General features: G+C 61.6%; 16 protein-coding genes and 1 tRNA gene. 11 read left to right on the top strand and 6 right to left on the bottom strand.

Going from position 1 to position 22,573, the window contains the following annotated elements; all coding sequences use genetic code 11:
* The first annotated feature begins 881 nt into the window (after nucleotides 1–881).
* Nucleotides 882–1,052: a hypothetical protein gene (locus tag G9X68_RS06615; protein ID WP_171601724.1), complete on the top strand. Its 171-nt coding sequence runs from the start codon at nucleotides 882–884 to the stop codon at nucleotides 1,050–1,052.
* A gap of 140 nt (nucleotides 1,053–1,192) precedes the next feature.
* Here G9X68_RS06615 and G9X68_RS31805 read toward each other — a convergent pair whose 3' ends face one another.
* The 3 genes from G9X68_RS31805 to G9X68_RS06605 all read right to left on the bottom strand — a co-directional run bounded on the left by G9X68_RS31805 (nucleotide 1,193) and on the right by G9X68_RS06605 (nucleotide 6,948).
* Nucleotides 1,193–1,987 (bottom strand): peroxidase family protein, encoded by a 795-nt coding sequence (locus G9X68_RS31805; RefSeq protein WP_342355314.1) that lies wholly within the window; start codon nucleotides 1,985–1,987, stop codon nucleotides 1,193–1,195.
* Nucleotides 1,988–2,025: 38 nt separating this feature from the next.
* A complete protein-coding gene (locus G9X68_RS31800) occupies nucleotides 2,026–3,066 on the bottom strand; it encodes a peroxidase family protein (protein ID WP_244956114.1) in 1,041 nt (346 codons plus the stop codon).
* 210 nt (nucleotides 3,067–3,276) lie between these two features.
* Nucleotides 3,277–6,948 carry an adenylate/guanylate cyclase domain-containing protein gene (locus G9X68_RS06605; RefSeq protein WP_171601723.1) on the bottom strand — a complete coding sequence of 1,224 codons (3,672 nt, stop codon included), beginning with the start codon at nucleotides 6,946–6,948 and terminating at the stop codon, nucleotides 3,277–3,279.
* Between the two features lie 388 nt (nucleotides 6,949–7,336).
* On the opposite strand from G9X68_RS06605, the gene G9X68_RS06600 reads away from it, so the two are divergent.
* The 5 genes from G9X68_RS06600 to G9X68_RS06580 all read left to right on the top strand — a co-directional run bounded on the left by G9X68_RS06600 (nucleotide 7,337) and on the right by G9X68_RS06580 (nucleotide 12,922).
* Nucleotides 7,337–8,941 (top strand): ABC transporter substrate-binding protein, encoded by a 1,605-nt coding sequence (locus tag G9X68_RS06600; protein WP_171601722.1) that lies wholly within the window; start codon nucleotides 7,337–7,339, stop codon nucleotides 8,939–8,941.
* A 96-nt stretch (nucleotides 8,942–9,037) separates the two neighbouring features.
* Nucleotides 9,038–9,277: an alpha/beta hydrolase family protein gene (locus G9X68_RS06595; protein ID WP_206679629.1), complete on the top strand. Its 240-nt coding sequence runs from the start codon at nucleotides 9,038–9,040 to the stop codon at nucleotides 9,275–9,277.
* On the top strand, nucleotides 9,274–10,239 hold the full coding sequence (locus G9X68_RS06590) for an ABC transporter permease (protein ID WP_171601720.1): 966 nt from the start codon (nucleotides 9,274–9,276) through the stop codon (nucleotides 10,237–10,239). Before G9X68_RS06595 ends, G9X68_RS06590 begins: the two co-directional genes overlap by 4 nt.
* Nucleotides 10,236–11,078, top strand: coding sequence for an ABC transporter permease (locus tag G9X68_RS06585; RefSeq protein WP_171601719.1), 843 nt, complete (start codon nucleotides 10,236–10,238; stop codon nucleotides 11,076–11,078). Before G9X68_RS06590 ends, G9X68_RS06585 begins: the two co-directional genes overlap by 4 nt.
* On the top strand, nucleotides 11,075–12,922 hold the full coding sequence (locus G9X68_RS06580) for a dipeptide ABC transporter ATP-binding protein (RefSeq protein ID WP_171601718.1): 1,848 nt from the start codon (nucleotides 11,075–11,077) through the stop codon (nucleotides 12,920–12,922). Before G9X68_RS06585 ends, G9X68_RS06580 begins: the two co-directional genes overlap by 4 nt.
* Before the next feature lie 401 nt (nucleotides 12,923–13,323).
* On the opposite strand, the gene G9X68_RS06575 is transcribed toward G9X68_RS06580, so the two are convergent.
* A tRNA-Thr gene (locus G9X68_RS06575) sits at nucleotides 13,324–13,399 on the bottom strand.
* 122 nt (nucleotides 13,400–13,521) lie between these two features.
* Nucleotides 13,522–14,481: an NAD(P)H-dependent flavin oxidoreductase gene (locus tag G9X68_RS06570; protein ID WP_171601717.1), complete on the bottom strand. Its 960-nt coding sequence runs from the start codon at nucleotides 14,479–14,481 to the stop codon at nucleotides 13,522–13,524.
* Nucleotides 14,482–14,767: 286 nt separating this feature from the next.
* On the opposite strand from G9X68_RS06570, the gene G9X68_RS06565 reads away from it, so the two are divergent.
* Nucleotides 14,768–15,952 (top strand): regulator, encoded by a 1,185-nt coding sequence (locus G9X68_RS06565; RefSeq protein ID WP_171601716.1) that lies wholly within the window; start codon nucleotides 14,768–14,770, stop codon nucleotides 15,950–15,952.
* A gap of 73 nt (nucleotides 15,953–16,025) precedes the next feature.
* Here G9X68_RS06565 and ppk2 read toward each other — a convergent pair whose 3' ends face one another.
* Entirely contained in the window at nucleotides 16,026–16,907 is an 882-nt protein-coding gene (ppk2, locus tag G9X68_RS06560) for a polyphosphate kinase 2 (RefSeq protein WP_020048334.1), read from the bottom strand.
* A gap of 240 nt (nucleotides 16,908–17,147) precedes the next feature.
* Here ppk2 and phoR point away from each other — a divergent pair, with 240 nt between their 5' ends.
* The 4 genes from phoR (at nucleotide 17,148) to pstA (ending at nucleotide 22,572) form a co-directional block, all read left to right on the top strand.
* Complete coding sequence (gene phoR / locus G9X68_RS06555) at nucleotides 17,148–18,371, top strand: phosphate regulon sensor histidine kinase PhoR (RefSeq protein ID WP_171601715.1); 1,224 nt, start codon at nucleotides 17,148–17,150, stop codon at nucleotides 18,369–18,371.
* Between the two features lie 197 nt (nucleotides 18,372–18,568).
* Nucleotides 18,569–19,603, top strand: coding sequence for a substrate-binding domain-containing protein (locus G9X68_RS06550; protein WP_171601714.1), 1,035 nt, complete (start codon nucleotides 18,569–18,571; stop codon nucleotides 19,601–19,603).
* Between the two features lie 168 nt (nucleotides 19,604–19,771).
* Nucleotides 19,772–21,253, top strand: coding sequence for a phosphate ABC transporter permease subunit PstC (gene pstC, locus G9X68_RS06545; protein ID WP_171601713.1), 1,482 nt, complete (start codon nucleotides 19,772–19,774; stop codon nucleotides 21,251–21,253).
* Nucleotides 21,250–22,572 (top strand): phosphate ABC transporter permease PstA, encoded by a 1,323-nt coding sequence (gene pstA, locus G9X68_RS06540; RefSeq protein WP_171601712.1) that lies wholly within the window; start codon nucleotides 21,250–21,252, stop codon nucleotides 22,570–22,572. The genes pstC and pstA overlap by 4 nt, the downstream gene beginning before the upstream one ends.
* Nucleotide 22,573: the final 1 nt, after the last annotated feature.

The following is a 22,573-nucleotide window of genomic DNA, read 5'->3' as shown; positions in this document are numbered from 1 at the left end:
GAACTGGACCATCGGCCGCGAAACTTGATCCCTGCCAGTTGCTTCCCGAACCGAAAGTTCGGCGGTAGAGGGACTGTCGTGAACTGCCGCGCGCTAGGAACAGAGCCGCGTCACGAGGTTGCGTGGTGCTAACTGAGCGGACACTGCCAGATTCAGCAGGCAGAGTCTTGATCCTTAACTAATATGTTCTCGGTCCGATTTCTCCATCTCGGTCGTAGTCTTTTTCTTGAGCTTGTGCGGCCTCTGCAGCTTGGTTCGCCGTCGTTGTGAGAAAGGTAAAGATATCGGCCGCACTGGGACTGCTACTATTGGTTAAATTGTCTCAATCTTTAAAATGGGCTATACTACTTCTAGCGATGGAGAACCATAAGATACTATCCACGCAAGGTTTAACTTTAAGAAAACAGGACAGGGTAAGTTCCGTTTCATCTCTTGTTCATGGTTCCGGGTGAGGCGAGTCGCGCCGGCAACGATTGGAGATATGTCATGCCAGCAAATTGGGCACCACTTCAGAAGCTTTTGAACGGTCGAGTCGAGTGGCCGACGGGTCCGATGACAGGCCTCCACGCAAACTTTGAGCCCACGTGGGTCGAGGCCTGGGTTGTGCAGGGGACCGGCACGAACCAAGCTGATATGATCTGGAGTGGCCCCAGTCAAAGCACCGCCCAGAGTTCTTGGACAGGTTTCGTGTCGGGCCAGTGGACTGCAGCCGAGCCTGGGTGGAAAAGCGGAACCCTCTATGCCGGGCCGGCATTGGGGATCACGCTCCTGGCAATGCGCAATAAAGTCACAGGGGATCATGAGTTCGATTGGTGGTTTGACCCAATCATTCTATTTTAGAGCTCGGTAACCGTCGAGCGACGCATAGATTGGAGGATGAAATGGTCATCGATGACGCTTTTATCAAAAAATACGAAATGCAGATCGAAGTCCTTAAGACTTTGCAACGGAGGGTCGGGGAGGCGATCGACAGGGCCCAACCCCAGATTGACAAACTGAAGCAAGGGATGAACGAAGGGAAATCTGTGGAGGAGGTCTTGCGGCAAAAGTAATATACGACTGTTCGGAACCGATGGTTGGGTTGCGGCAATACTTGCTTGAAGGGCTTGCAGTGCGACAGGTAAACTGGTTTTGGAGCGAAGCTGAAGTCAGCCCGGCTGAACGTCCCGGCATCGGCGTTCGCACGCAATCTCTACGGTTGCGTTGCCCCGGCGAAGGTCACCAAATCCGCCACCGTGAAGTCCCCAGCAGTGGACGAAGGCAGAATAGGCGTGAACCCGCCAGCAACGTTGAGGTAGGATGAGGCGTCGCGCTTCAGAATCCTCACAAACGTCTCCGCCACGATCCTGCCGCCGACCGGACCCAACTGATTTCCACTGTGGAGGACCGCAGCCTCGCGCAGGATGTAATACCACAGGGGCGTCTTGTTCAGCAGTAAACCGCCGCTGGAATTCAGCACAGCCACTTCGGCCGCCGGCAATCCAGATGTCAATTGCTCCGTGGTCATGGGTGCGATGCCGAATGCGTTGGCCATGCCCTGTCCGCTCGGCAGGCCGAGAGCTAGAGCGCGCCGGAGGTTTCGCGTTGCCAGGATCGCCATCATTCCTGAGAAGCCGGGCAGTGATTCCAATCCGTTCGCCATGAAACTATCGATTTTCCGGGCCTTGTTGTGAACCGGCACTGGCACTCCAGTATCAAAGAACGCATTGAAGTCGACGGCCCGGTTTGAAAAGACCGGCAGCCGTGGATTGCGATTGAACTCGAACACCTTTCCGAGTGTGGCATTCGGGAAGTTGAAATTCACCCAATACGTATCGCGGACCATGCTGTGGCCGAACCTATATGCTGCCACGGCGAACTCGACTGGCATTTGGAACGGACTGCCGGTGGGAGCAGAAATGCTCGTCATCGCGTTGTTCACGGCAGCCGATCCGCAGGTTTTTTCAAGAAAGTCATGCACCACGGCCCATTGGTAGTGATGGGTCACGATTCGCTTGGCCTCTGCGAAGATGTCCCCCGCGAATGCTACAGCCAGCAGCAGGTCAACGCGACGGCATTGTGGAAGCGCAGCATTGCGTGCTGGAACTGTACGATGATCAGATTTTCGTCGTTGCGCGGATCACCGATTGCGGCAGTGTTCGTACCCTGCATGCGGGGCACATCCCAGTTCGCCTGCGGGACCATGCCCGATGGGTTAGCGTTGTTGCTGGGACCGCCTGGCCCAGCAGGAGTGTTCGTGCCCACGTGCAGCTTGATTGCGGTAGCGGGACCGGACGCAGGAAAATCGTAGAGAAACGGATCCAAGCCAGGCCCGCGGCCGTAAACAGGATCCAGATCAAGCGCCGGGCTGCGCATGTTATTGATCGTATTCGCATCAGTATCGGCGTCGAGAGTCGACGAGACGTCGAACGTGATGTCTTGGTCCACAAACTGACCAAAATAAGTGAAGCCTGCCGGTATCGAAGACACGCCCGCGTCAGCAGGATTGTCAGACGCAGGATTGGGATCACGGCCGGCGTCTCCCATCATGATACCGAGCTGGCCGAGGAGTGCTTGCGTCGCGACATTGAATGGCAACTTCGTTGCCTCACGGGTGGCCGGTGACGACATGTACCCAAAACGATCTGCACAGGCAGAACTCAGCCACGGGAACGGAAACCAGTAGAGCGGAATTTTAACGCCGTGAAAACGTCGAATTCCCGGCTTTAGCGCAGGGAGAGACTCTTCGACGTCTTCCGGCAAATTCTTCAAGGGAAGGGTCGCCGGCTCGATGCGGTTTGCGCTGGCCAACAGTGGCTCTATCGAAACGGTTGGCCTCAGATTCAGTTCAATCAGGCGCTTTTGCAGCTCCGACAGCGCTATCGGCTTAGTGTTAACGAATGCCTTGGGAATTGATGTTCGTTTGAGAAAGTCGCGTAATGGCTCGGGAATTTGGGGCGTTGCCGCGGCGTTAGCTTCCTCGGGGTTTCGTTTCGTGCCTTCGTCGCTTTGGAAGCCTGTTTCGCTGGGGCATTCTTTTTCGTGACCATACTTGACCTCTTCGAAAGTGATATCAAGAAGTAGCATCCCCACCCGGTGGGAGAGGGGCATTCAACAAGTCGGATTATCGGTTTCTGCTTGATATGAGAAAGGGAAAGGAAACGTTCGGAGAGTTGCCGGTGCGTAAGTTAGCGACCTACCAGCTTAAACTCGCGGGCGCTGACGAAACGCACTTCAGCGGACACCTTTCCGGCAGCACCCCCTTGCCGCCTCCCCTCTTGCCGCCTTCCTAGAGTGTCACTTTTTGACGAGTTTGCCTAGCCGGAGTCGAGTCGCGGCCGCCGCGACCACGTTTCCTTTCAGCTCGTATAGACGCCGCGCCTCAGACGCAGCGGCGACCGCGTCGTCGCGTCGGCCGGAGGTTTCGAGCACGTGAGAGAGGTCGACTAGTGCGTCCGCGTGGTCGTTGATGAAGTCGGTCGATTCGGCGATCGCCAATGCCTCCCGCGCCAGCGCCTCCGCAGCGGGGATATCCGCCCGCCGTGCGAGCACGCGTGCGCGCACGCGGCGCCAACGGACCTGCGTAACCAAGTCACCGCTCGCAGCCAGCTGTGAACTGAGCTTAGCAAATTCCTCGGCCTCCTCGTCGCGTCCCTGTTCCAGGATTATGACGGCAAGGGACGCGGCCATCGTCGAGCGGAACGCCCGTTCGCCCATCTCCTCAAGCGCGCGGTACGCCGCGTGCGCGCTCTTCTCGGCTGCAGCTGGGTTCCCGGCGAGCAGTTCGACGACGGCCTCGTGCTCGGATGAAGCCACGTAGAGCGTGAGGCCGAGGTCGGCGTAGGTGGCGTTGCTCGTCGCGATCAGTTCGCGGGCAATCGCGAAGCGGCCGACAATCGCGTTCAGGCATGCGAGCTGGCGGAGGATCGCTGCCTCGGACTCAAGGCTTTCGCCCACCTCCGCGCGCATCGCCTCGCAACGACGGATTCCCTCGGCGGCCGGGGTGGGCCCAAACCAGAGCGCGGACGCGATCCATGTGAGAATCTCGTAGTACTCATGCAGATCCCCTGCCCGTCGCGCGTGGGCAGCCGCGCGCTCCCACGCCGCGGCGGCCGCTTCGCCGCGAGCGCCGTTAAATAAAATCCACGCTTCGAGCCGCCGTGCACGGCACAGGCCAAGGTCGTCCCCGCGATCCTCGAAGATCGGGATCACGTCGGCCGCCGCATGTGCCGCCTTCTCCAGCCCGCCTTTCTCGCCTTGGAGGAGGCGCAGGAACTGCCGCCGGACGAGCACATGCGCAGCCAAGCGCTGGTCGTCAGCGGCGGCAGCCAACCGCTCCGCCTCGTCCAGCACGCGCCCGGCATCGTCCAGCCGGCCGCTTTCGATCAGCGCGCCGCTCAACTCGGCAAGCAGCGCGATCCGCTGTGGATCATCGGTGGGAAGCAGCCGGGAAACCCGCTCGAGCAGGCTGATCGCCGCCGGAAGGTCGCTGCGGACAAGCGCCCGCCGCCCGGCTGCCTCAAGCCGTTCGCACGCTCGGGCGGCAAGCGAAGCCGCGCGCGCATCGCGTGGGCCGAGCGAGACACGGTACTGAAAGGCCTGTTCGAGGTGATGGCCGACAATCTCCTCGAACTCGCGTAGCCGGTCCTTGGCCCTTCGTTCGAGCCAGGCGGCGAAGCGCTCGTGCCGGTCGGCGCGCGCGTTCTTCGGCAGGGAGCGATACGCGGCGTCGCGGATCAGGACGTGACGGAAGCGATAGGCCTTCTCTCCGGCGAATGACGGCGCCTCCGGACGGATCAGATCCCGGCGGACGAGCGCGAGCAAGCCGTCCTCGAGTGTGTCGAGCAGGGGGCCGGCGAGCTCGCTGACGGCACTCCGATGGAAAAATGCGCCCTCGACGGCTGCCGCCGTCAGGATGGCGCGCTCGACGGACGGGAGGCCCTCGAGGCGAGCAGCCAGCAGCGCGTTGATCGTCGAGGGAACGGGCAGCTCGGCGAGGTCGGACGCGGGGACCCAGCCATCGGGCGCGCGGCGCAGCAACGCGTCGTCGACGAGCATCGCCACGAGTTCCTCGGCGAAGAGCGCATTGCCCTCGGCCGCGCCGGAGATCCTCGACTCGGCCGCGGGCGGCAGAGGCGCGCGGCCAAGCAGGTTGGAGATCAGCTCGCGGCATTCCGCGTCGCTCAGCCGCTCGAGGAGGATCGACGTCGCGTTGCGCTTGCCGGCCCCCCAGCCGGGACGCGTGTCGAAAAGCTCCGGACGCGCGATGCAGATGAGCAGGATCGGGAAATCGCGTGAGAAGTCGGCGACATGCTCGATTAAGTCGAGGAACGTCGACTCAGCCCAATGGACGTCGTCCACCACGACAACGAGCGGTGTCGCGCGCGCGAGCGCCTCAAACAGCCTCCGGACGGCCCAGGCGGTCTCCTCGGTCGTCCCTTGTCCCGCGCCGCCAAGCCCGAGTGCCCCGGCCACACGCTCGGCAATCAGCCCGGCTTTCTCGTCGCCTGTGAGCCGCGCGCCGATCACAGCTGCGAGCTGCTCGCCGGAGTCCAGTCCCTCCGCGCGCGTGAGCTCCCGGACGATCTCGGCCAGCGGCCAATAGGTGATGCCCTCGCCATAGGGCAGACAGCGGCCGTGCAAGACCGTGACATCCTCGGCAAGGTCGCTCGCGAACTCCCGTACGAGCCGCGATTTTCCCACACCCGCGTCGCCGAGAATGGTGACCAGGTGGCAGGTACTGTCGCCGACCGCATTGCGGAAGACGGTCTCGAGCAAGGCTCGTTGGCGTTCGCGCCCGACGAAAGGCGAGTCGAAGCGGCGCGCAAGGCCGGGGGCGTGGGCGAGGACTTTTACCACGACAAGGGCGCGGATGGTCTCGCCGTGCTTGAGCCCGCGCGGCCCGCTCGGCTCGACGACGACCGCATCGCGCACGAGCCTGTGCGTCGGCTCCCCTATCAGGATCTCATTCGCCGCCGCTGCCTCCTCGAGGCGCTTCGCGACATTGACGGCCTCTCCGGCAACTGACAAATATCCCTGCGTGTTGTCGCTGGCGATTACCTCCCCGGTGTTGATGCCGATTCGGTGCGCAAGGCGGACGCCCCAACCGGCTTGAAGCTCGTGGTTGAGGATGGCAAGTTTTTCGCGTATCTCCACCGCCGCCCGCACCGCGCGTAGCGCGTCGTCTTCGTGGAGGAGCGGCACGCCAAACACCGCCATGATCGCGTCCCCGATGTACTTATCCACGATTCCGCCGTGCCGTTGAATGATAGCGCTCAGCTCGCCGAAGTAGCGGGTAAGCAGGTTCCGGAGCGCTTCGGGATCGAGCGAGAGGCCGAGCCGCGAGGAATCGACGATGTCGGTGAAGAGGATCGTGACCGTCTTGCGGGCGTCCGGGCTCGGCTCCCGCGCTTCCGGCGCTGCCGGCTTAGCCGGAGCCGAGGAAGCGACCATCTGATAGACTTTCACGGGCCGGGTGATGTTCTTGAGCCGCTGCTCGCCCGCATATTCGAAATGGACATCGATTTTGCCCATGACTTGCTCGTAAGCCGAGCCTGAGATTATCACGCTTCCTGGTGGGCAGAGTTGTTCCAGACGAGCCGCCACATTGATGCCGTCACCCAGCAGATCGTCGTCTTCGATCACGACGTCTCCTAGGTTTACGCCGATGCGCAAGACGATGCGGCGTTCGGAGCTCATGGGTTCCTGCCAGTCGGCAACCTGTTTTTGCACTGCCGCAGCGCAGGCCACCCCATCGACGACGGAGCCGAACTCCGCGATTAAACCGTCACCCATCAGCTTAACGACGCGGCCGCGGTGCTCGGCGAGCAGAGGCTCCATGAGGGATTGCCGCAGATGTTTCACCGCGGCCAGCGTCCCGGTTTCGTCGGCCTCAACGAGGCGCGAGTAGCCGACGACATCCGCAACCAGTATTGCGGCCAGTTTTCGCCCGACCCGAGGCAATGTCATAGAATCGGCCTCCGCGCGGGAGCTTTGCCCCTATCACTGTCATTACGGAATGAAACAATAGCTCATTGCTGCGAATTCGACGACCAGAATCGGACCAGTACAAGGTCGGTTACCACTCGAAAAGCAGCCGTTTGTCATCTCAACGCCGCCGAAGGATCCTTTCAGATGAAGACGATAAGCTGCTGCTTGTTGCATAAGCGACATGGTGCTGCACTGATCACTATCGGATTACGCGAAGCCGCTGCTGGCACGCGGCGCGACAATGGCAAAGCGCTAGCCGCCTTTACCGCCTTCCTACGCCCCCTTTCACTGACTTGCGATGCAGTCGACTAGACGCGTACATTCAGTTAGCCTGTGCGTCTGGATTCCGCGAACAACGGGGGAGCAAATGGACAAGGGGTTGACGCGACGTTGCGCTATACTCAACGGGGTGGTGCTCACTGCCGCCGTCGTCATGATGGGGACACTCTCGATAGCGCCTTCGGCAAAGGCAAGCGAGCAAATTGAAGCGATCACGTTGGCTTTGCCTAGCATGCCCAATACGCTTTTCATTCCGGGTGCTTGGACGACCTATACTGGCGTGATCATGTCGCTTGTCCAGGAAGGACCGCTAACCTTCGGCGACGATCTCACTCTCAAACCCGCATCGGCCGACAAGTGGGAGCAGGTCGATCCGACGACCATCAAGTATCACCTGCGGAGCGGCGTCAAATTCGGCGACGGAAGTCCACTCACCGGCGACGATGTCGTCGCCACCTTTAAGTATCACATGAGCCCGGACTCCGGCTCGCCGCTCGCCTCCTTCTACAATTCGGTGGCGAACGTTGAGGCGACGGCCCCCGATGAGGTGACCGTCAAATTAAAGGCGCCGAACGTGCAGTTCGCCTTTACCGCCGCTCACATGGCGGGATTCGTCTTCAAGAAAGAACAGCTCGCAGACAAGAACATCGGAACGCCCGAGGTTCTGCCGCTGGGGACCGGCCCGTACAAGCTTGTTGAATTCGTTCCGTCAGATCATGTCATTCTCGAGGCGCGCGACGACTACTGGGGGCCGAAGCCAGTGGTCAATCGGATTACCCTCCGGGCGATTCCAGACCGGCAGGCCCGGCTTCTTGCCATGCGGCAAGGCGAAATCGACGGTACCTTCGATCTCGCCATCTCAGACGTCGACCAGTGGAAGGCGCTAGGCAACGTCGAAATCATCGCCAAGCCGTCGCTTGGTGTGTTTGCCCTTATTCTGGACCATTCGGCGCCGCCGTTCGACGATATCCACGTGCGTCGTGCCGTGGCCCATGCCGTGGACCGGGAAGGCCTGGTCAAGGCGCTCCTCAAGGGCCACGGCGAGCCGGCGACGGAATTGAACCCGCCCGAAATGTGGTCGGGCGTGCTGCCTCCTGACGAGGTTCGCGCCTTCTACGCTACGTTGCTGCCGCACTATAGGTTTGACTTGAACGAGGCGAAGGCTGAACTGGCACAATCCAGCCATCCGGACGGCTTTGACGTCACCATCCCCGCATCGACCGACGATCCTTATATGGTCAACATCATGCAGTCGGTGGTGGAGAACCTGAAGCAGATAGGTATCCGCGCACACATCCAGCCCGTCGACAACAACACCTGGTTCACGACCTACATCAACCACGAAGAACTAGGCATGCAGATCATGGCGTACTATCCGGACTACCCCGACGCCGCGAACTATCCCTACCTGTTCTTCTCGAAGCGGAATGCTGAGAAGGGTGGCATGAACGGGTCGAACTTCAAAAACGACGAAGTCGAAGCGAAACTGAAGATCGCCAACGAGAACGCCGAGCCGAAGGCGCGCGCCGATGCGTTAAAGCGCGTGTTCGCGATCGCCCACGAGGACGTCGCAGTCGTGCCGATCTTCTGGCCCGACTCGGCGATGGCGATCAACAATAAGTACAAGCTCACCGGCTACACCGCCTTCTGGTACAGTATTCCGTGGGCGATCCGGGGTTTAGGCCTAAAGTAAAGGATCGCTGCGCTGCTTGGGCACGGCCATTTTCATTGTTTTCGCCGCATGGACCGGCGCCCGTGCGTCCAGCCGAGGATTGAAGGTGTCTGCAGGATGGACCTTTTTGAAGCGAACGTCGGACGACTTCACAAGCTGCGCTTCCCTTTGGATCTCTCCTGCACTCCGCTCGGCCAGGCGCAGGAATTATATGCGGCGCTCCTCGAACGCGGTGTCGAGTCGGAGCTAGTTGTCTATCCGCGCGAAGGGCATGGCGTGCGCGAGCGGGAGCACCAGCTCGATGCATGGCGCCGCACGATCGGCTGGTTCGACCGCTATCTCGGGTCGCCCCGATGACGGGCTCGAGCCTCATCGGTTTCGTCACGCGACGGTTCGCCGTGGCGATCCCACTGCTCCTTATAATCTCCTTCGGCGTCTTCGCGCTGGTCCACATCGCGCCCGGCGACCCGGTGCGCTCCTTGCTTGGCGCACGCGCTTCAGACCCGGCAACGCTCGCAGCCATCCGCGCGCGTTACCACTTGGACGATCCGTTCCTCGTCCAATATGGCAAATGGCTGTCGCAGGTGATCCGAGGCGACCTCGGCGTCTCCATCCAGGGAAACCGGGCGGTGACGAGCACAATTGTAGATCGGCTCGGCGTCACCATCTTCCTCACCTTGATGAGCACTATTCTTGTTCTCGGCCTCGGCATCCTGCTCGGTGCGGTCGCCGCCTTCCGCCGTGGCACGCGGCTCGACCGGGCAGTCGTCATGTTCGGTGTTTTCGGCATCAGCTCGCCGGCCTTCGTCACCGGCATTTTCCTTCTCTATGTCTTCGGCGTTCTGCTGCACTGGTTCCCGATCTTCGGTCCGGGAAGAGGATTCCTCGACCGTGCCTGGCACCTGACGCTTCCGGCGCTTGCGCTTGCGATCTCGGTCATGGCGATCGTCGTGAAAATCACGCGCGCGGCGATGGTCGAGGAGCTGGCACGAGACTACGTCACCTTTGCGCGGGCGCGCGGCCTGAGTTCGCGTCGCATTTTGTTTGCCTACGTGCTCAGGAACTCCCTCATTCCCGTGGTCACGGCAGCAGGGCTCATCGTCGTTGGCATCGTGGCCGGCGCGATCTACGTCGAGGTCACGTTTTCTTTGCCAGGTCTCGGCGCTTTGACGGTCGATGCGATCCAAAAGCGCGACATTCCGACGATCCAAGGCACCACCCTGCTTTTCTCCGCCTTCGTCGTACTGGTCAACCTTGCGGTCGACGTGATCTATACGCTGATCGACCCGCGCATCCGTTTCGGCAGAGTCGAGTCATGAGCGCCCCAGCCATCAGCGAGACACGAAGGAGGAAGCAGCCATTGCGCGTTCCAATCGTCATTCTCATTGCTGCGCTGATTATCACGGCGGTGGCGATCTGCGCCGTCCTTGGGGAGAGGATCGCCCCCGATTCGCCCTTCCTCCAGCGTCTCGGGGTCGGCGATACGCCGCCTTCCCCAGTCCACGTTGCCGGGACGGATCTACTCGGCCGCGATGTGCTGTCGCGTGTGATCTACGGTGCGAGAACGGCCTTGGTCGGCCCGGTCGTTGTCGCCGCCGGAGCGTTCGCGATCGCGACCCTGCTTGGCCTCCTTTCGGGCTATCTCGGCGGTCTGGTCGATTCGACGATCATGCGCTGGGTGGATTTCATGCTCGCGTTGCCGGGGCCGCTCGTGGCGGTTGTCGTCGTCGGCGTAGTGGGAGGTGGATACTGGACCGCCGTCCTCGTCCTGGTCGTCCTTTTCACCGCCCCCGATACGCGCATTGTGCGGAGCGCGGTCCTCGATCAGCGACCGCTTCCTTATATCGAAGCCGCGCGCACTCTCGGCATCTCGAAGACGCGTATTCTGTTCGTGCACATCCTCCCGAACGTCGCGCCGATCATCCTCGCGTATGTAGTCCTCGACTTTGCCTTCGCGCTGGTTAATCTCGCCGGGCTGTCGTTCCTCGGCCTCGGTATTGAGCCCGGGACGCCCGACTGGGGTCGGATGCTCTTCGAGAACCGCAATATCCTCTTTTCCAATCCGGTTGCGCTGCTCCTGCCCGCAGGAATGATCATCCTTACCGCGGCCAGCATGAACCTCATCGGCGACTGGCTGTTCGAGCGGTTTGCAAAGTGAACACGGCCGTGACGCGCGCAGGTCAGGAGGGTCCGCTCCTCGAGGTCGAGGGGCTAGCGATCTCACACGGCGCGGTGCCCATTACGACGTCCTTGGGCATCGTGGTGGAGCGGGGCGAGACCATTGCGATCGTCGGCGAATCCGGGTCCGGAAAATCGCTCACGGCACGGGCAATCGCCGGCATATTGCCGCCAGGCATAAATGCCACAGGCGCCGTCACGCTCGACGGCATCCCCCTGATGCAGCTTGCCGAGAGCGAACTCCGCAAGATCCGCGGGTTTCGCGTGTCGATGCTTATGCAGGATCCGTTCACGATGCTGAATCCGCTCATGCGAAGCGGCGACCACATTGACGAGATGCTGCGCTACCGGCCCGAATTCGCCTCGCGCGCCGCAAGAGCGGAGGAGGTGAAAAGACGCCTCGCAGAAGTCGGCATAGTCGACGAGGATGTAGCCCGCCGCATGCCATTCCAGCTATCGGGGGGCATGTGCCAGCGCGTCGCACTTGCCGCCGCTCTTGCTCGCGACCCGGAGCTGCTCATTGCCGATGAGCCCTCGACGGCGCTCGACGTAACGACTCAGGCGGAGATCATCAAGCTCCTGTGTCGTGTCCAGCGCGAGCGACACATGAGCCTCATACTCATTACCCACAACCTGCGGCTCGCGTTTTCGACCTGCCAACGCATCTATGTGCTCTACGCCGGCTCAATGCTCGAAGTCGGCGACGCGGCAGCTGTCGAGCGTCAGCCGTTCCATCCTTACACCTTGGGACTTCTGCTCTCGGAACCGCCGGTCGATATTCGCGTGCCTCGGCTCGTCGCGATCCGGGGCTCCGTGCCGCGCGCGGCCGATGTTGTCGACAGCTGTGGTTTCGCCGACCGCTGCGACTGGGTGAAGCAGATTTGCCGCGCCGGTAAGCCACCGCTGGCTGCTCGCGATGCGAGCCGGTTCACTGCATGCATCCGCCAGGACGAGATTCAGGGCGAACTCGACGCTCTGCGCACGGCGACGCTCTCGGCGGCGCCGATAGCGCCGCGCCGGGGGGAAACCGCAGGGGCGCTCGTTCGCGTCGATGCGCTCGTCAAGACATTCGTGGGCAGGCGGGGCCGTCCGATCTGTGCGGTAAAGGACGTATCGCTACACATTATGCCTGGGGAAAGCGTCGGCCTCGTCGGCGAATCTGGCTCGGGCAAGACCACGCTGGGGCGCTGCCTCGTCGGCCTCGAAACCCCGACTGCTGGCACGATTCTCATTAACGGCATTGCGGCAGCGGATTTCGGCGCCATGGCGAAGGCCGACCGCGCCCGTGTTCGGCGGACAATTCAGATGGTCTTCCAAGACCCGTATTCGACACTAAATCCCATGCATAGTGTCGGGCAAGCCCTCAGGGAGGCGCTCGGGGCGTCGGCAAGTGCTACGAGCGCAGCGACACCGGACCGGATCGCGTCGCTACTGGCGGAAGTCGGCTTGTCTCCCGCATATGCAACGCGCCGTCCGGAGTCGCTTTCGGGTGGCGAGCGCCAGCGAGTCGCCATCGCACGCGCACTTGCCGTCAAACCGGCAATCCTCGTTTGTGACGAACCAGTATCGGCGCTCGACGTCTCGGTGCAGGCACAGGTGCTCAACCTATTCAGGCGCCTGCAAGTTGAGCACCAGCTCTCATATCTCTTCATCGCGCACGACCTCGCTGTCGTCCGCCAGATCACTGAGCGCATTTATGTCCTCTATCTTGGCGAGATCGTGGAGGAGGGGCCGACGGAAAGGGTCATCGGAAACCCGCAGCACCCGTATACACGTCGCCTCATTGAATCGATCCCGCGCTCGACTATACAATTTGCCCCCTGACGCAACTCTCCCGCATGGCATTCGATGCATCCCTGCGCGTGCTAAGCGAGATCATCGAGCATGCCCTTAACCCGCATCGCCTGCAATCATTGCTACAGACCTATGTGTAGTCGGCCGACGAGAGAGCAGATCGAAACAAGCATCAGAACGATAAGCCTCGGCAATGGTGATGCCGGAGGTGCGCGTCAAGGAGGAGGACATAGGGGTAACCGGCTCGAAGTCAAATCTCGCGAGGGCCGCTTCCCAAGGCGCCGGGAAACTCCACTTTCGTTCGAGAATGGCGCACCCGACAGGATTCGAACGTCAGTTTGCCTTATGAGCAGTCGGCGAGATAACTGGCCCGCATAGATTGATGTCCAATCGGCTGGGCCGGTGATGTACAACCTAAGCCATTAAAGAAATGGTGCCGCTTGCAGGACTCGAACCTGCGACCCCATCATTACGAATGATGTGCTCTACCACCTGAGCTAAAGCGGCGTTTCACGGCCGAAGCATGCGGCCTGCGATTTGCATGGCGCTGATACAGGCATTGATCGAAGATTTCAAGCGCCCTGTCATGGCTTTGGCAAAAAAGAGGGGAGGGGCCAAGAAGGCGCGGCTCAGAGCGCCAGCCGGGCACGCGCCGCCCTGTATTCGGCTTCCAGCCGGTCGACGAGTTTGGCGACAGGCTCGACGGCCTTGATGGCGCTGATGCCCTGGCCGCTGCCCCATATGTCCTTCCAGGCCTTGGCGCCGCCGACAGCCTGCTCGAAATCCATCTTCGAGACATCGGCAAGCGGCAGGTTGTCCGGGTCCATGCCGGCAGCCACGATCGAGGGCTTGAGATAGTTGCCGTGCACGCCGGTGAAATAGTTGGAATAGACGATATCGCTGGCGGCCCCTTCGACGATCGCCTGCTTGTAGGCGTCCGCGGCGCGCGCTTCTTGCGTTGCGATGAAGGGCGAGCCGATATAGGCCATGTCGGCGCCCATCGCTTCTGCGGCGAGGATCGCGCCGCCGGTGGCGATGGCGCCGGCCAGCAGCAGCGGCCCGTCGAACCATTCGCGGATTTCCTGGACAAGGGCAAAGGGTGACAGCGTGCCGGCATGGCCGCCGGCGCCGGCGGCGACCGCAATCAGCCCGTCGGCGCCCTTGCGGATCGCCGAATGGGCGTGGCGGTTGTTGATGATGTCGTGCAGCACGATGCCGCCATAGGAATGGACGGCGGCATTGACCTCCGGCACGGCGCCCAGCGAGGAGATGACGATCGGCACCTTGTATTTGACGCAGAGCGTAAGGTCGTGCTCCAGCCGCTTGTTCGACATGTGGACGATCTGATTGACGGCAAAGGGGGCCGCCGGCCTCTCCGGATGGGCGGCGTCGTGGCGGGCGAGCTCCTCGGTAATCTCCGCCAGCCATTCGTCGAGCTGGCTTTCCGGTCGGGCGTTCAGTGCCGGAAACGCTCCGACGATGCCGGCCTTGCATTGCGCCAGCGTCAGCGCCGGATGCGAGATGATGAACAGTGGCGAGCCGATAACCGGCAGTCTCAATCTGTCCTTGAGGATCGGGGGCAGGGCCATGCTTCACCACTTCCATTGACGTTTACGAAAACGTCAATCTCATAACAGAGATGAAAAGCCGATAAAAGACCGGCTGCCATGCCTTGGTCGATTTCAGCCGGAATATCTGCGTCCAAGAAAGCTAATAGAATAAGGCCCGCAAGCGGTGAAACCTGCCGATATCTCCGCCGATCAATGGCAGCGCGGCCTGCAAGGCTTGCGGTTTGCCGCACTTGCCGCTACCGAATTTTGATGGAGAACGGCAGGGATTGCAGTCCGATGCCGAATTCAAGGTGAAGGACTGAATGTGAGCGGATTAGAAACGGCCATCAGAACAGCGCTCGAGAATTCCGATCGCGATAATCCGGAGGTTCGAGCGAGGATCTATCAGTCGGCCCGCCAGGCGCTGGAAGCCGGGCTTCGCAAGCAGGACATCACCGACACCGAAGTCGTCGCCCATCACCGCCATCGCCTGGAAAGCACCATCCACGCCATCGAAGGCGAAGAGCGCGACCGTCTTCACCCCCGCCAGAGGCCGCCCGAAGTGCCCGTGCCGCCGGTCGTGGAAATGCCGGCGCCGCCGGTTCACAAAGCCGAAGCCGATGAGTTCGACGGCCCCGCGGTATCAGGTGAGACCCGCGCGCCTGAGCGTATGCACCGCGGCGACGAGTCGAGCCTCGACGACGTGCATGCCGGGAGCGCCGATCACCTGGCTGCCGCCCCCGTCGGCGAGGAGCGGCTCGCGCGCGGTCAGCGCGCCACCAATATGGATTTCCGTCCGGAGCGGGCGGCAGGCCGACGCAAGCCCAGAAAATTCTTTTCGCGGCTGCTTGTCTGGTGCGTGCTGCTGGCCTTCATCGGCATCGGCGCCTGGTGGGCGCATACGTCTGGCCTGTTGATGACGGCGGCCGAGCGCGACACCAGCGTCGCCAACCCGCCGGCAAGCACGCAGCCCGAGGATTTTACCGGCAACGACGAGGGCGCCGGGAATGCGGGCTCTCACACCGATCAGCCGGTGACCATCGATCCGCAGAACAGCTTTTCGGCCGATTGGATCCCGCTGTTCAAGCCTGAGGACGCCGACAAGATCCAGAGCGGCCCGCGGGCGCGCACCGAAAAAATCGCCGAGAACGACGGCCCCGCCGTCCGGCTGATTTCCGAAAGCGGGGCTGCCGATGGCAATGTCTCGATCAGCGTGCCGCCGTCGGTGCTGCAGCAGCTGGCCGGCAAATCCTCGACGATCGCGCTGACGCTGCAATCCACCACCGACGAGCCGACGCAGATCACCGTCGAATGCAATTTCCAGACGCTCGGCAATTGCGCCCGCCATCGCTTCAACGTTACTCGGGAAAAGTCGGATGCGCTGCTGCAGGTGAAGTTCGACCGCTCGCTGGCGCCGAATTCGCCGGGCACGCTGACGATCAACAGCGATCTCGACGGCAAGGCGCGCGGCATCAATCTCTTCGCCATCCGCATCCTGCCGGGGCAGTGACCCCGATCCCGGCAGAGCCGGTGACCCCAGCCCCGGCGAAGCCGGTGGCGTCGGGCCAGATGCGATCGGTGCCCTATTTCAGAAAGCCAGGCCCTGAGCCGATGATCTCCGCGTCGACCGTGCCGAGCGCTTGTCTGTCCTTGCCGTCATAATCCATCTTGTTCAGCATGTGGCGGATGAGTTCGAGACGCGCCCGTCGCTTGTCATTGCCGTGAATCACCGTCCAGGGCGCGAAATCCGTATGGGTTTCCTTCAGCATCCGGTTGCGCTTGTCGCTGTAATCGTCCCATTTCGTCAGCGCCGCGATATCCATCGACGACAGTTTCCAGACTTTCAGCGGATCGTGCCGGCGGTCGTGGAAACGCTTGAGCTGCATCTCGCGACCGATATCGAGATAGAATTTGAAGAAGAAGATGCCCTCATGGGCGATGATCTTTTCGAGCTGCGGCGCCTGCTTGAGGAAATCCTCATATTGCTGCGGCGTGCAGAAGCCCATGACCGGCTCGACGCCGGCGCGGTTATACCAGGAGCGGTCGAACAGCACGAATTCGCCGGCTGTCGGAAATTGCGCGACATAGCGCTGGAAATACCATTGTCCCTGCTCGCGGTCGGTCGGCTTGGTCAGCGCCACGACCCGCGCAAGGCGTGGGTTCATATTGGCCGAGGAGGCCGAAATCGCGCCGCCCTTGCCGGCAGCGTCCCGCCCCTCGAACAGCGCCATCACCCGCTTGCCGGTCGCCTGCAGCCAGAACTGCACCTTGACGAGTTCGATCTGCAGCTTTTCCAGCTGCTCCAGATAGTCCTCCTCCTTGAGCTTCTTCTTGTGGGGAAAGTCGCCGGATTCCAGCGCGCGTTCGTCCACCCAGGCCGGCAGGGTGGGATCGTCGACGTCGAAGATGCGCTTCTTCCCGCGGATCTCCAGCTCCACGGCCCTGTTTTCGACGTCCTCGTCCATATCAGCCTCCACGCCCGATCGCTTCTCTTCCTGCAAGCGAACATATTTACCGTTGAAAATCAAATCTCTCGCGGTCGATCGGCAATTTTTCGTGGGTTCGGCTGCGGCTTTTCACTTCGGAGCGGCCGGCCGAAAACTTCTGTCATGAATTGCCGCTATCAGGCAGAGTTCCAATATAAGAAAAACGAATCGACGCCGCGAGGGCACTTGCCAGACGAAACTCCATGGAGAAAAAGCCTGTTGGCGCGCATAAGGCGCGAACGGCCGGTGCTGCTTGCGGCAATCCTCAGCGCGCTCGCCGCGCTTGCCGCCGGTATGAACAAGTGGGTTGTGCTTGTCCTGCTGCTTATGATGATCCTCACCGCGCTTTTCAACGAGGCGCCCATCATCAAGGCGGAACCCGCCGAGCCGGTCGAGATCGAGCCGGAGCTGCCGCCAAGCCGCCTGCCTGAAGTTTCCGCCACGCTTGCCGGCCTCGATATCCCCGTCATGGTGCTCTCGGACGATGCCTCGGTGCTCTTCCAGAACCGCGCTGCCGAAAAGGCCTTCGGCGAAGTGGCGCTCGGCGCCCATATATCGGCCCGCCTGCGCTCGCCGGGCGTGCTCGACATGGTGCGCGAAACCATCGCCACCAACGCGCCGAACCAGATAGAGCATGCCGAGCGGCTGCCCTCCGAGCGCGTCTATATCGTGCGCAGCGCACCCGTCGAATTCGCGGCCGATGACGGGCCACGTGAGCGCTATTTCATCCTGTCCTTCCGCGATATATCGGAGGTCCGCCGCATCGACCGCATGCGGTCGGATTTCGTCGCCAATGCGAGCCATGAGCTGCGCACGCCGCTTGCCTCGCTGCGTGGCTTTATCGAGACCATCCAGGGGCCGGCGAAGAACGATCTGAAGGCGCAGGCGCGCTTCCTCAATATCATGCTCGACCAGACGACGCGCATGAGCCGGCTGGTCGACGACCTGCTGTCGCTCTCCCGCCTGGAGCTGAAATCGCACATCGCGCCGGATGAGAAGATCGATCTGGTGCCGCTGCTCGGCCATGTCAGAGACGCGCTTGTACCGCTTGCCAGGGATGTCGGCGTCGACATCAACCTGCATCTGCCCGACGGCAAGGTCGAGGTGCTGGGAGACCGCGACGAACTCGTCCAGGTCTTCGAGAACCTGATGGAAAATGCCTGCAAATACGGCCAGGAAGGCGAGATCGTCGATGTCTGGCTGAAGAACGGCACCGGCCAGCCGGTCGAGGTCAGCATCGTCGACAAAGGTCCGGGCATTCCGGCGGAACATGTGCCGCGCCTGACCGAGCGCTTCTACCGCGTCAGCATCGAGGACAGCCGTTCGAAAAAGGGCACCGGCCTCGGCCTTGCCATCGTCAAGCACATCCTCACCCGCCACCGGGCGCGGCTGATCGTCAAGTCGGAAGTCGGCAAGGGGACCGATTTTACCGTTCGTTTCTGACCACATGTCGCAACACTTTTACGTTGCATAATTTTATTGTTTTAAATCAATATCTTATATTGTCACAAATGTTTCATCGATTTGACATAAAAGGACGAGGCTTCAAGAGCTAAGAGAGTCCCGCCGATGAAAAAAGGCACTGCGAGGGCCTCTCTAATGGCCGCACTCACACAAGCCCAAATGCCGGGAGATTTCTAATGAACACCTTCAAGCTCACCGTTGCCGCGCTCGCTGCAACTGCTGCTTTCGCTGGCGCTGCCGTCGCCCGCGACCAGATTCAGATCGCTGGTTCGTCCACCGTCCTGCCTTACGCAAAGATCGTTGCCGAGTCCTTCGGCGAAACCTTCACCAACTTCAAGACGCCGGTCGTCGAATCCGGCGGCTCGGGCGCTGGCCTGAAGGAATTCTGCAAGGGCGTTGGCGAAGACACCATCGACATTGCGAATTCCTCGCGTCCGATCAACAAGAACGAAGTGGAAGCCTGCAAGGCTGCCGGCGTAACCGACATCCAGGAAGTCAAGATCGGTTATGACGGCATCGTCTTCGCAACCGACGCTTCCAACCCTGATCTCGCTTACGTTCCTGCCGATATCTACAAGGCCCTCGCAGCCCAGGTCGTCGTCGACGGCAAGCTCGTCGCCAACCCCTACAAGAAGTGGTCGGAAGTCAACCCGAAGCTTCCGGCTGTTGATATTGCCGCCTACATTCCGGGCGAAAAGCACGGCACCCGCGAAGTCTTCGAACAGAACGTTCTCGCTGCCGGCTGCAAGGCCTCTGGCGCAACCGACGTCATCGCCAAGGAAATCGCCGACAAGGCTGCCCAGGGCAAGGCCTGCGTCGCAGTCCGCAAGGACGGCGTTGCTGTCGACATCGACGGCGACTATCCGGAAACCCTCGCACGCATCGCCGCCAACAAGACCGGCGTCGGCGTATTCGGCCTTTCCTTCTATGAAAACAACGCCGACAAGCTCAAGGTTGCTTCGATGAGCGGTATCGTTCCGTCCACCGAAACGATCGCCAACGGCACCTACCCGGTTTCCCGCCCGCTGTTCTTCTACGTCAAGAAGGCACATCTCGGCGCTGTTCCGGGCCTGAAGGAATACGTCAACTTCTTCGTATCCGACCAGATGATCGGCCCTGACAGCCCGCTCGTCGAATACGGCCTGGTTGCCGCTCCGGATGCCGAGCGCGAAGCGATCCGCAAGGACGTCGAAGCCGGTAAGGCTATGTAATGACTTTTGCCGGCGCGGTGCCTTTTGGCCCGCGCCGGCATTGCTTATGCCCTGCGCGCCGGCGGTTCCGGAGCTGCAGGGTTGAATTCCTTCTCCATGATTGGAAGCTGAAGGCAGGCTGATCAAGCTGCCGGGCTTTTTGGGGCTATGGGCCTGGGGACGTAACGAATGAGCACATCCATCATACTTTTGTGCCTTGTGGTGATCGGAGTCGCCGCCTATCTGGTCGCGCGCAACCGTGCCACGGCGCTTGCCGGAGGCAGATCCTCCTCACTGCATTCACGGCCGGCCTATTACGGCGCCTATGCGGCGATCTGGGCAGTTCTTCCCGCCCTCATCGTCCTTGGCCTCTGGCTCTCCATCAGCCCCGGCATCATCCAGTCTTCGGTTCGCGGCGCTTTTCCCGAAGACATCAGGGCTCAAGTCTCGGTCGAGCAGGATCTCGGCTATTCGACGGTGGCAACGGTTGCCCGTGGCCTTACGATGCTGACATCGGATGAAACCGCTGCGGTCGGCAACGATCCGGCTGCGCTGCAGGCCAAGCTCCTCGAAAAGGGCGTGCCGCTTGCCAGCCAGCCGCTGCCTTACATGATCGACGCCGCCAGGACGCTCAACGCCATGAGCATGACGAGCCGCATCGCCATGACGGCGATCGTCTTCGCTCTCGCCGTTGCCGGCGCCTTCTACGCGCTGCGCTCCATCGCTCCGCGCTTCCGTGCCCGCAATCGGGTCGAGCGCGTCATGCTCTGGGGCCTGCTGCTCGCCTCCTCGATCGCCATTCTGACGACGATCGGCATCGTGCTCTCCATGCTGTCGGAAGCCGCCCGCTTCTTTGCGGCCGTTCCCGCCATGGACTTCTTCTTCGGCACCGTCTGGGATCCGCGCTTTGCCGGCGCCGGCAGCTCGTCCTTCGGCCAGTTCGGCCTGATCCCGCTGCTGCTCGGCACGATCTATATCGGCCTGGTCGCCATGCTGGTCGCCGTGCCGGTCGGCCTCTTTGCCGCCATCTACATGGCCGAATACGCCTCGATGAAGGTGCGCTCGATCGCCAAGCCGCTGCTTGAAGTGCTCGCCGGCATTCCGACGATCGTCTACGGCTTCTTCGCGCTCGTCACCGTCGGCCCGTTCCTGCGCGATTTCTCCGCCCAGGTCAGCGGCCTTCTCTCCGGCAACTACAGCAATTTCATTCAGGCGCAGAGCGTTCTGACGGCCGGTATCGTCATGGGCATCATGCTGATCCCTTACGTGTCCTCGCTGTCGGACGATATCATCACCGCCGTGCCGCGGTCACTGCGTGACGGTTCGCTCGGTCTTGGCGCCACGCGCTCCGAAACCATCAAGAAAGTGGTCTTGCCCGCAGCCCTTCCCGGCATCGTCGGCGCATTGCTGATGACTGCCTCCCGCGCCGTCGGCGAAACCATGATCGTCGTGCTGGCCGCTGGTGTGGCTGCCCGCATCCAGATCAACCCCTTCGAGCCGATGACGACGGTGACCGTCAAGATCGTCAACCAGCTGACCGGCGACCTTGAGTTCACCTCGCCGCAGACACTGGTTGCCTTTGCCCTTGGCATCACCCTGTTCTGCATCACGCTTTGCCTCAATATCTATGCGCTCTACATCGTGCGCAAATACCGGGAGCAGTACGAATGACGGATATTGTTTCTCCCACATCAGGCGTCACCGTTTCCAAGGCGCCAGCCCGCCGCGATATTGGCATCAAGCGCCGCTATGCCGCCGAGCGCCGGTTCCAGGCCTATGGCATCGCCGCCATCACCTTCGGTCTCGTCTTCCTCTTCATCCTGCTGTGGACGGTGATCGGCAAAGGTTATACCGCCTTCCAGCAGACGGCGATCACCCTGCCGATCGAATTCGTCGAGAAGACGATCGACCCGAACAACAAGCGTGCGACCGACCCTTCGGTGCTGATCGCCGCCAACTATCCGGTTCTCCTGCGCGACGCGATCGTCAAGCAGCTGAACATCAATGCCTCGAGCCGTCCCGACGTGCGCGATGCATCCGCCATGCTGTCGAAGAGTGCGCCGATCCAGCTGCGCGATATGGTGATCGCCGATCCGTCGATCATCGGCAAGACGGTCAATGTCACGGTGCTCGCCGACGCCAATGTCGACAGCGCCAACAAGGGCCAGATCGACCTCTTGGTCGATGAGAAGAACCGCAAGGTCAACGACAAGCAGGTTGGCTGGATGAACGAGCTGAAGGCGAGCGGTGCTCTCCACAAGCAGTTCAACACCGGCCTCTTCGTCAACGGCAATTCCAGCCGTCCGGAGGCCGCAGGCCTGGGCGTCGCCCTGATCGGCTCGCTCTACCTGATGCTGATCGTGCTCGTGCTTTCTCTGCCGATCGGCGTCGCCGCCTCGATCTATCTCGAGGAGTTTGCGCCGAAGAACAAGCTGACGGACCTGATCGAGGTCAACATCAACAACCTCGCCGCGGTCCCTTCCATCGTCTACGGTCTGCTCGGTCTTTCCGTCTTCATCAACTTCATCGGCCTGCCGCGCTCGGCTTCGCTGGTCGGCGGCCTGGTGCTGACGCTGATGACCCTGCCGACGATCATCATCGCGACGCGTGCGGCACTGCGCGCCGTGCCGCCGTCGATCCGCGCCGCAGCGCTCGGCCTCGGCGCTTCGAAAATGCAGATGGTGTTCCACCATGTGCTGCCGCTCGCCATGCCCGGCATCCTGACCGGCACGATCATCGGCCTGGCGCACGCGCTCGGCGAAACCGCGCCGCTGCTCTTGATCGGCATGGTCGCCTTCGTCGCCAATGCGCCGACGACACCGCTCGATCCCTCGACCGCTCTGCCCGTACAGGTCTATATGTGGGCCAACGAGGCCGAACGTGCCTTCGTTGAGCGTACTTCGGGTGCCATCATCGTCCTGCTCCTGTTCCTGATCGTCATGAACATGGGCGCCATCCTCTTGCGTCGTCGCTTCGAGCGCCGCTGGTAAA

Source organism: Rhizobium changzhiense (assembly GCF_013087625.1).
Classification (GTDB): domain Bacteria; phylum Pseudomonadota; class Alphaproteobacteria; order Rhizobiales; family Rhizobiaceae; genus Rhizobium; species Rhizobium sophorae.
The sequence above is the reverse complement of the archived record's forward strand: the minus strand, read 5'-3'. Positions and strand labels throughout refer to the sequence as shown.

What these genes read in the sequence shown, in the direction of transcription:
- G9X68_RS06590 (WP_171601720.1), top strand. Translation starts at nt 9,274, where the DNA reads ATGACGGGCTCGAGCCTCATCGGTTTCGTCACGCGACGGTTCGCCGTG.
- ppk2 (WP_020048334.1), bottom strand. Translation starts at nt 16,907, where the DNA reads ATGGACGAGGACGTCGAAAACAGGGCCGTGGAGCTGGAGATCCGCGGG.
- G9X68_RS06600 (WP_171601722.1), top strand. Translation starts at nt 7,337, where the DNA reads ATGGACAAGGGGTTGACGCGACGTTGCGCTATACTCAACGGGGTGGTG.
- G9X68_RS06550 (WP_171601714.1), top strand. Translation starts at nt 18,569, where the DNA reads ATGAACACCTTCAAGCTCACCGTTGCCGCGCTCGCTGCAACTGCTGCT.
- G9X68_RS06570 (WP_171601717.1), bottom strand. Translation starts at nt 14,481, where the DNA reads ATGGCCCTGCCCCCGATCCTCAAGGACAGATTGAGACTGCCGGTTATC.
- G9X68_RS31800 (WP_244956114.1), bottom strand. Translation starts at nt 3,066, where the DNA reads ATGCTACTTCTTGATATCACTTTCGAAGAGGTCAAGTATGGTCACGAA.
- G9X68_RS06605 (WP_171601723.1), bottom strand. Translation starts at nt 6,948, where the DNA reads ATGACATTGCCTCGGGTCGGGCGAAAACTGGCCGCAATACTGGTTGCG.
- pstA (WP_171601712.1), top strand. Translation starts at nt 21,250, where the DNA reads ATGACGGATATTGTTTCTCCCACATCAGGCGTCACCGTTTCCAAGGCG.
- G9X68_RS06595 (WP_206679629.1), top strand. Translation starts at nt 9,038, where the DNA reads ATGGACCTTTTTGAAGCGAACGTCGGACGACTTCACAAGCTGCGCTTC.
- G9X68_RS06585 (WP_171601719.1), top strand. Translation starts at nt 10,236, where the DNA reads ATGAGCGCCCCAGCCATCAGCGAGACACGAAGGAGGAAGCAGCCATTG.
- G9X68_RS06615 (WP_171601724.1), top strand. Translation starts at nt 882, where the DNA reads ATGGTCATCGATGACGCTTTTATCAAAAAATACGAAATGCAGATCGAA.
- pstC (WP_171601713.1), top strand. Translation starts at nt 19,772, where the DNA reads ATGAGCACATCCATCATACTTTTGTGCCTTGTGGTGATCGGAGTCGCC.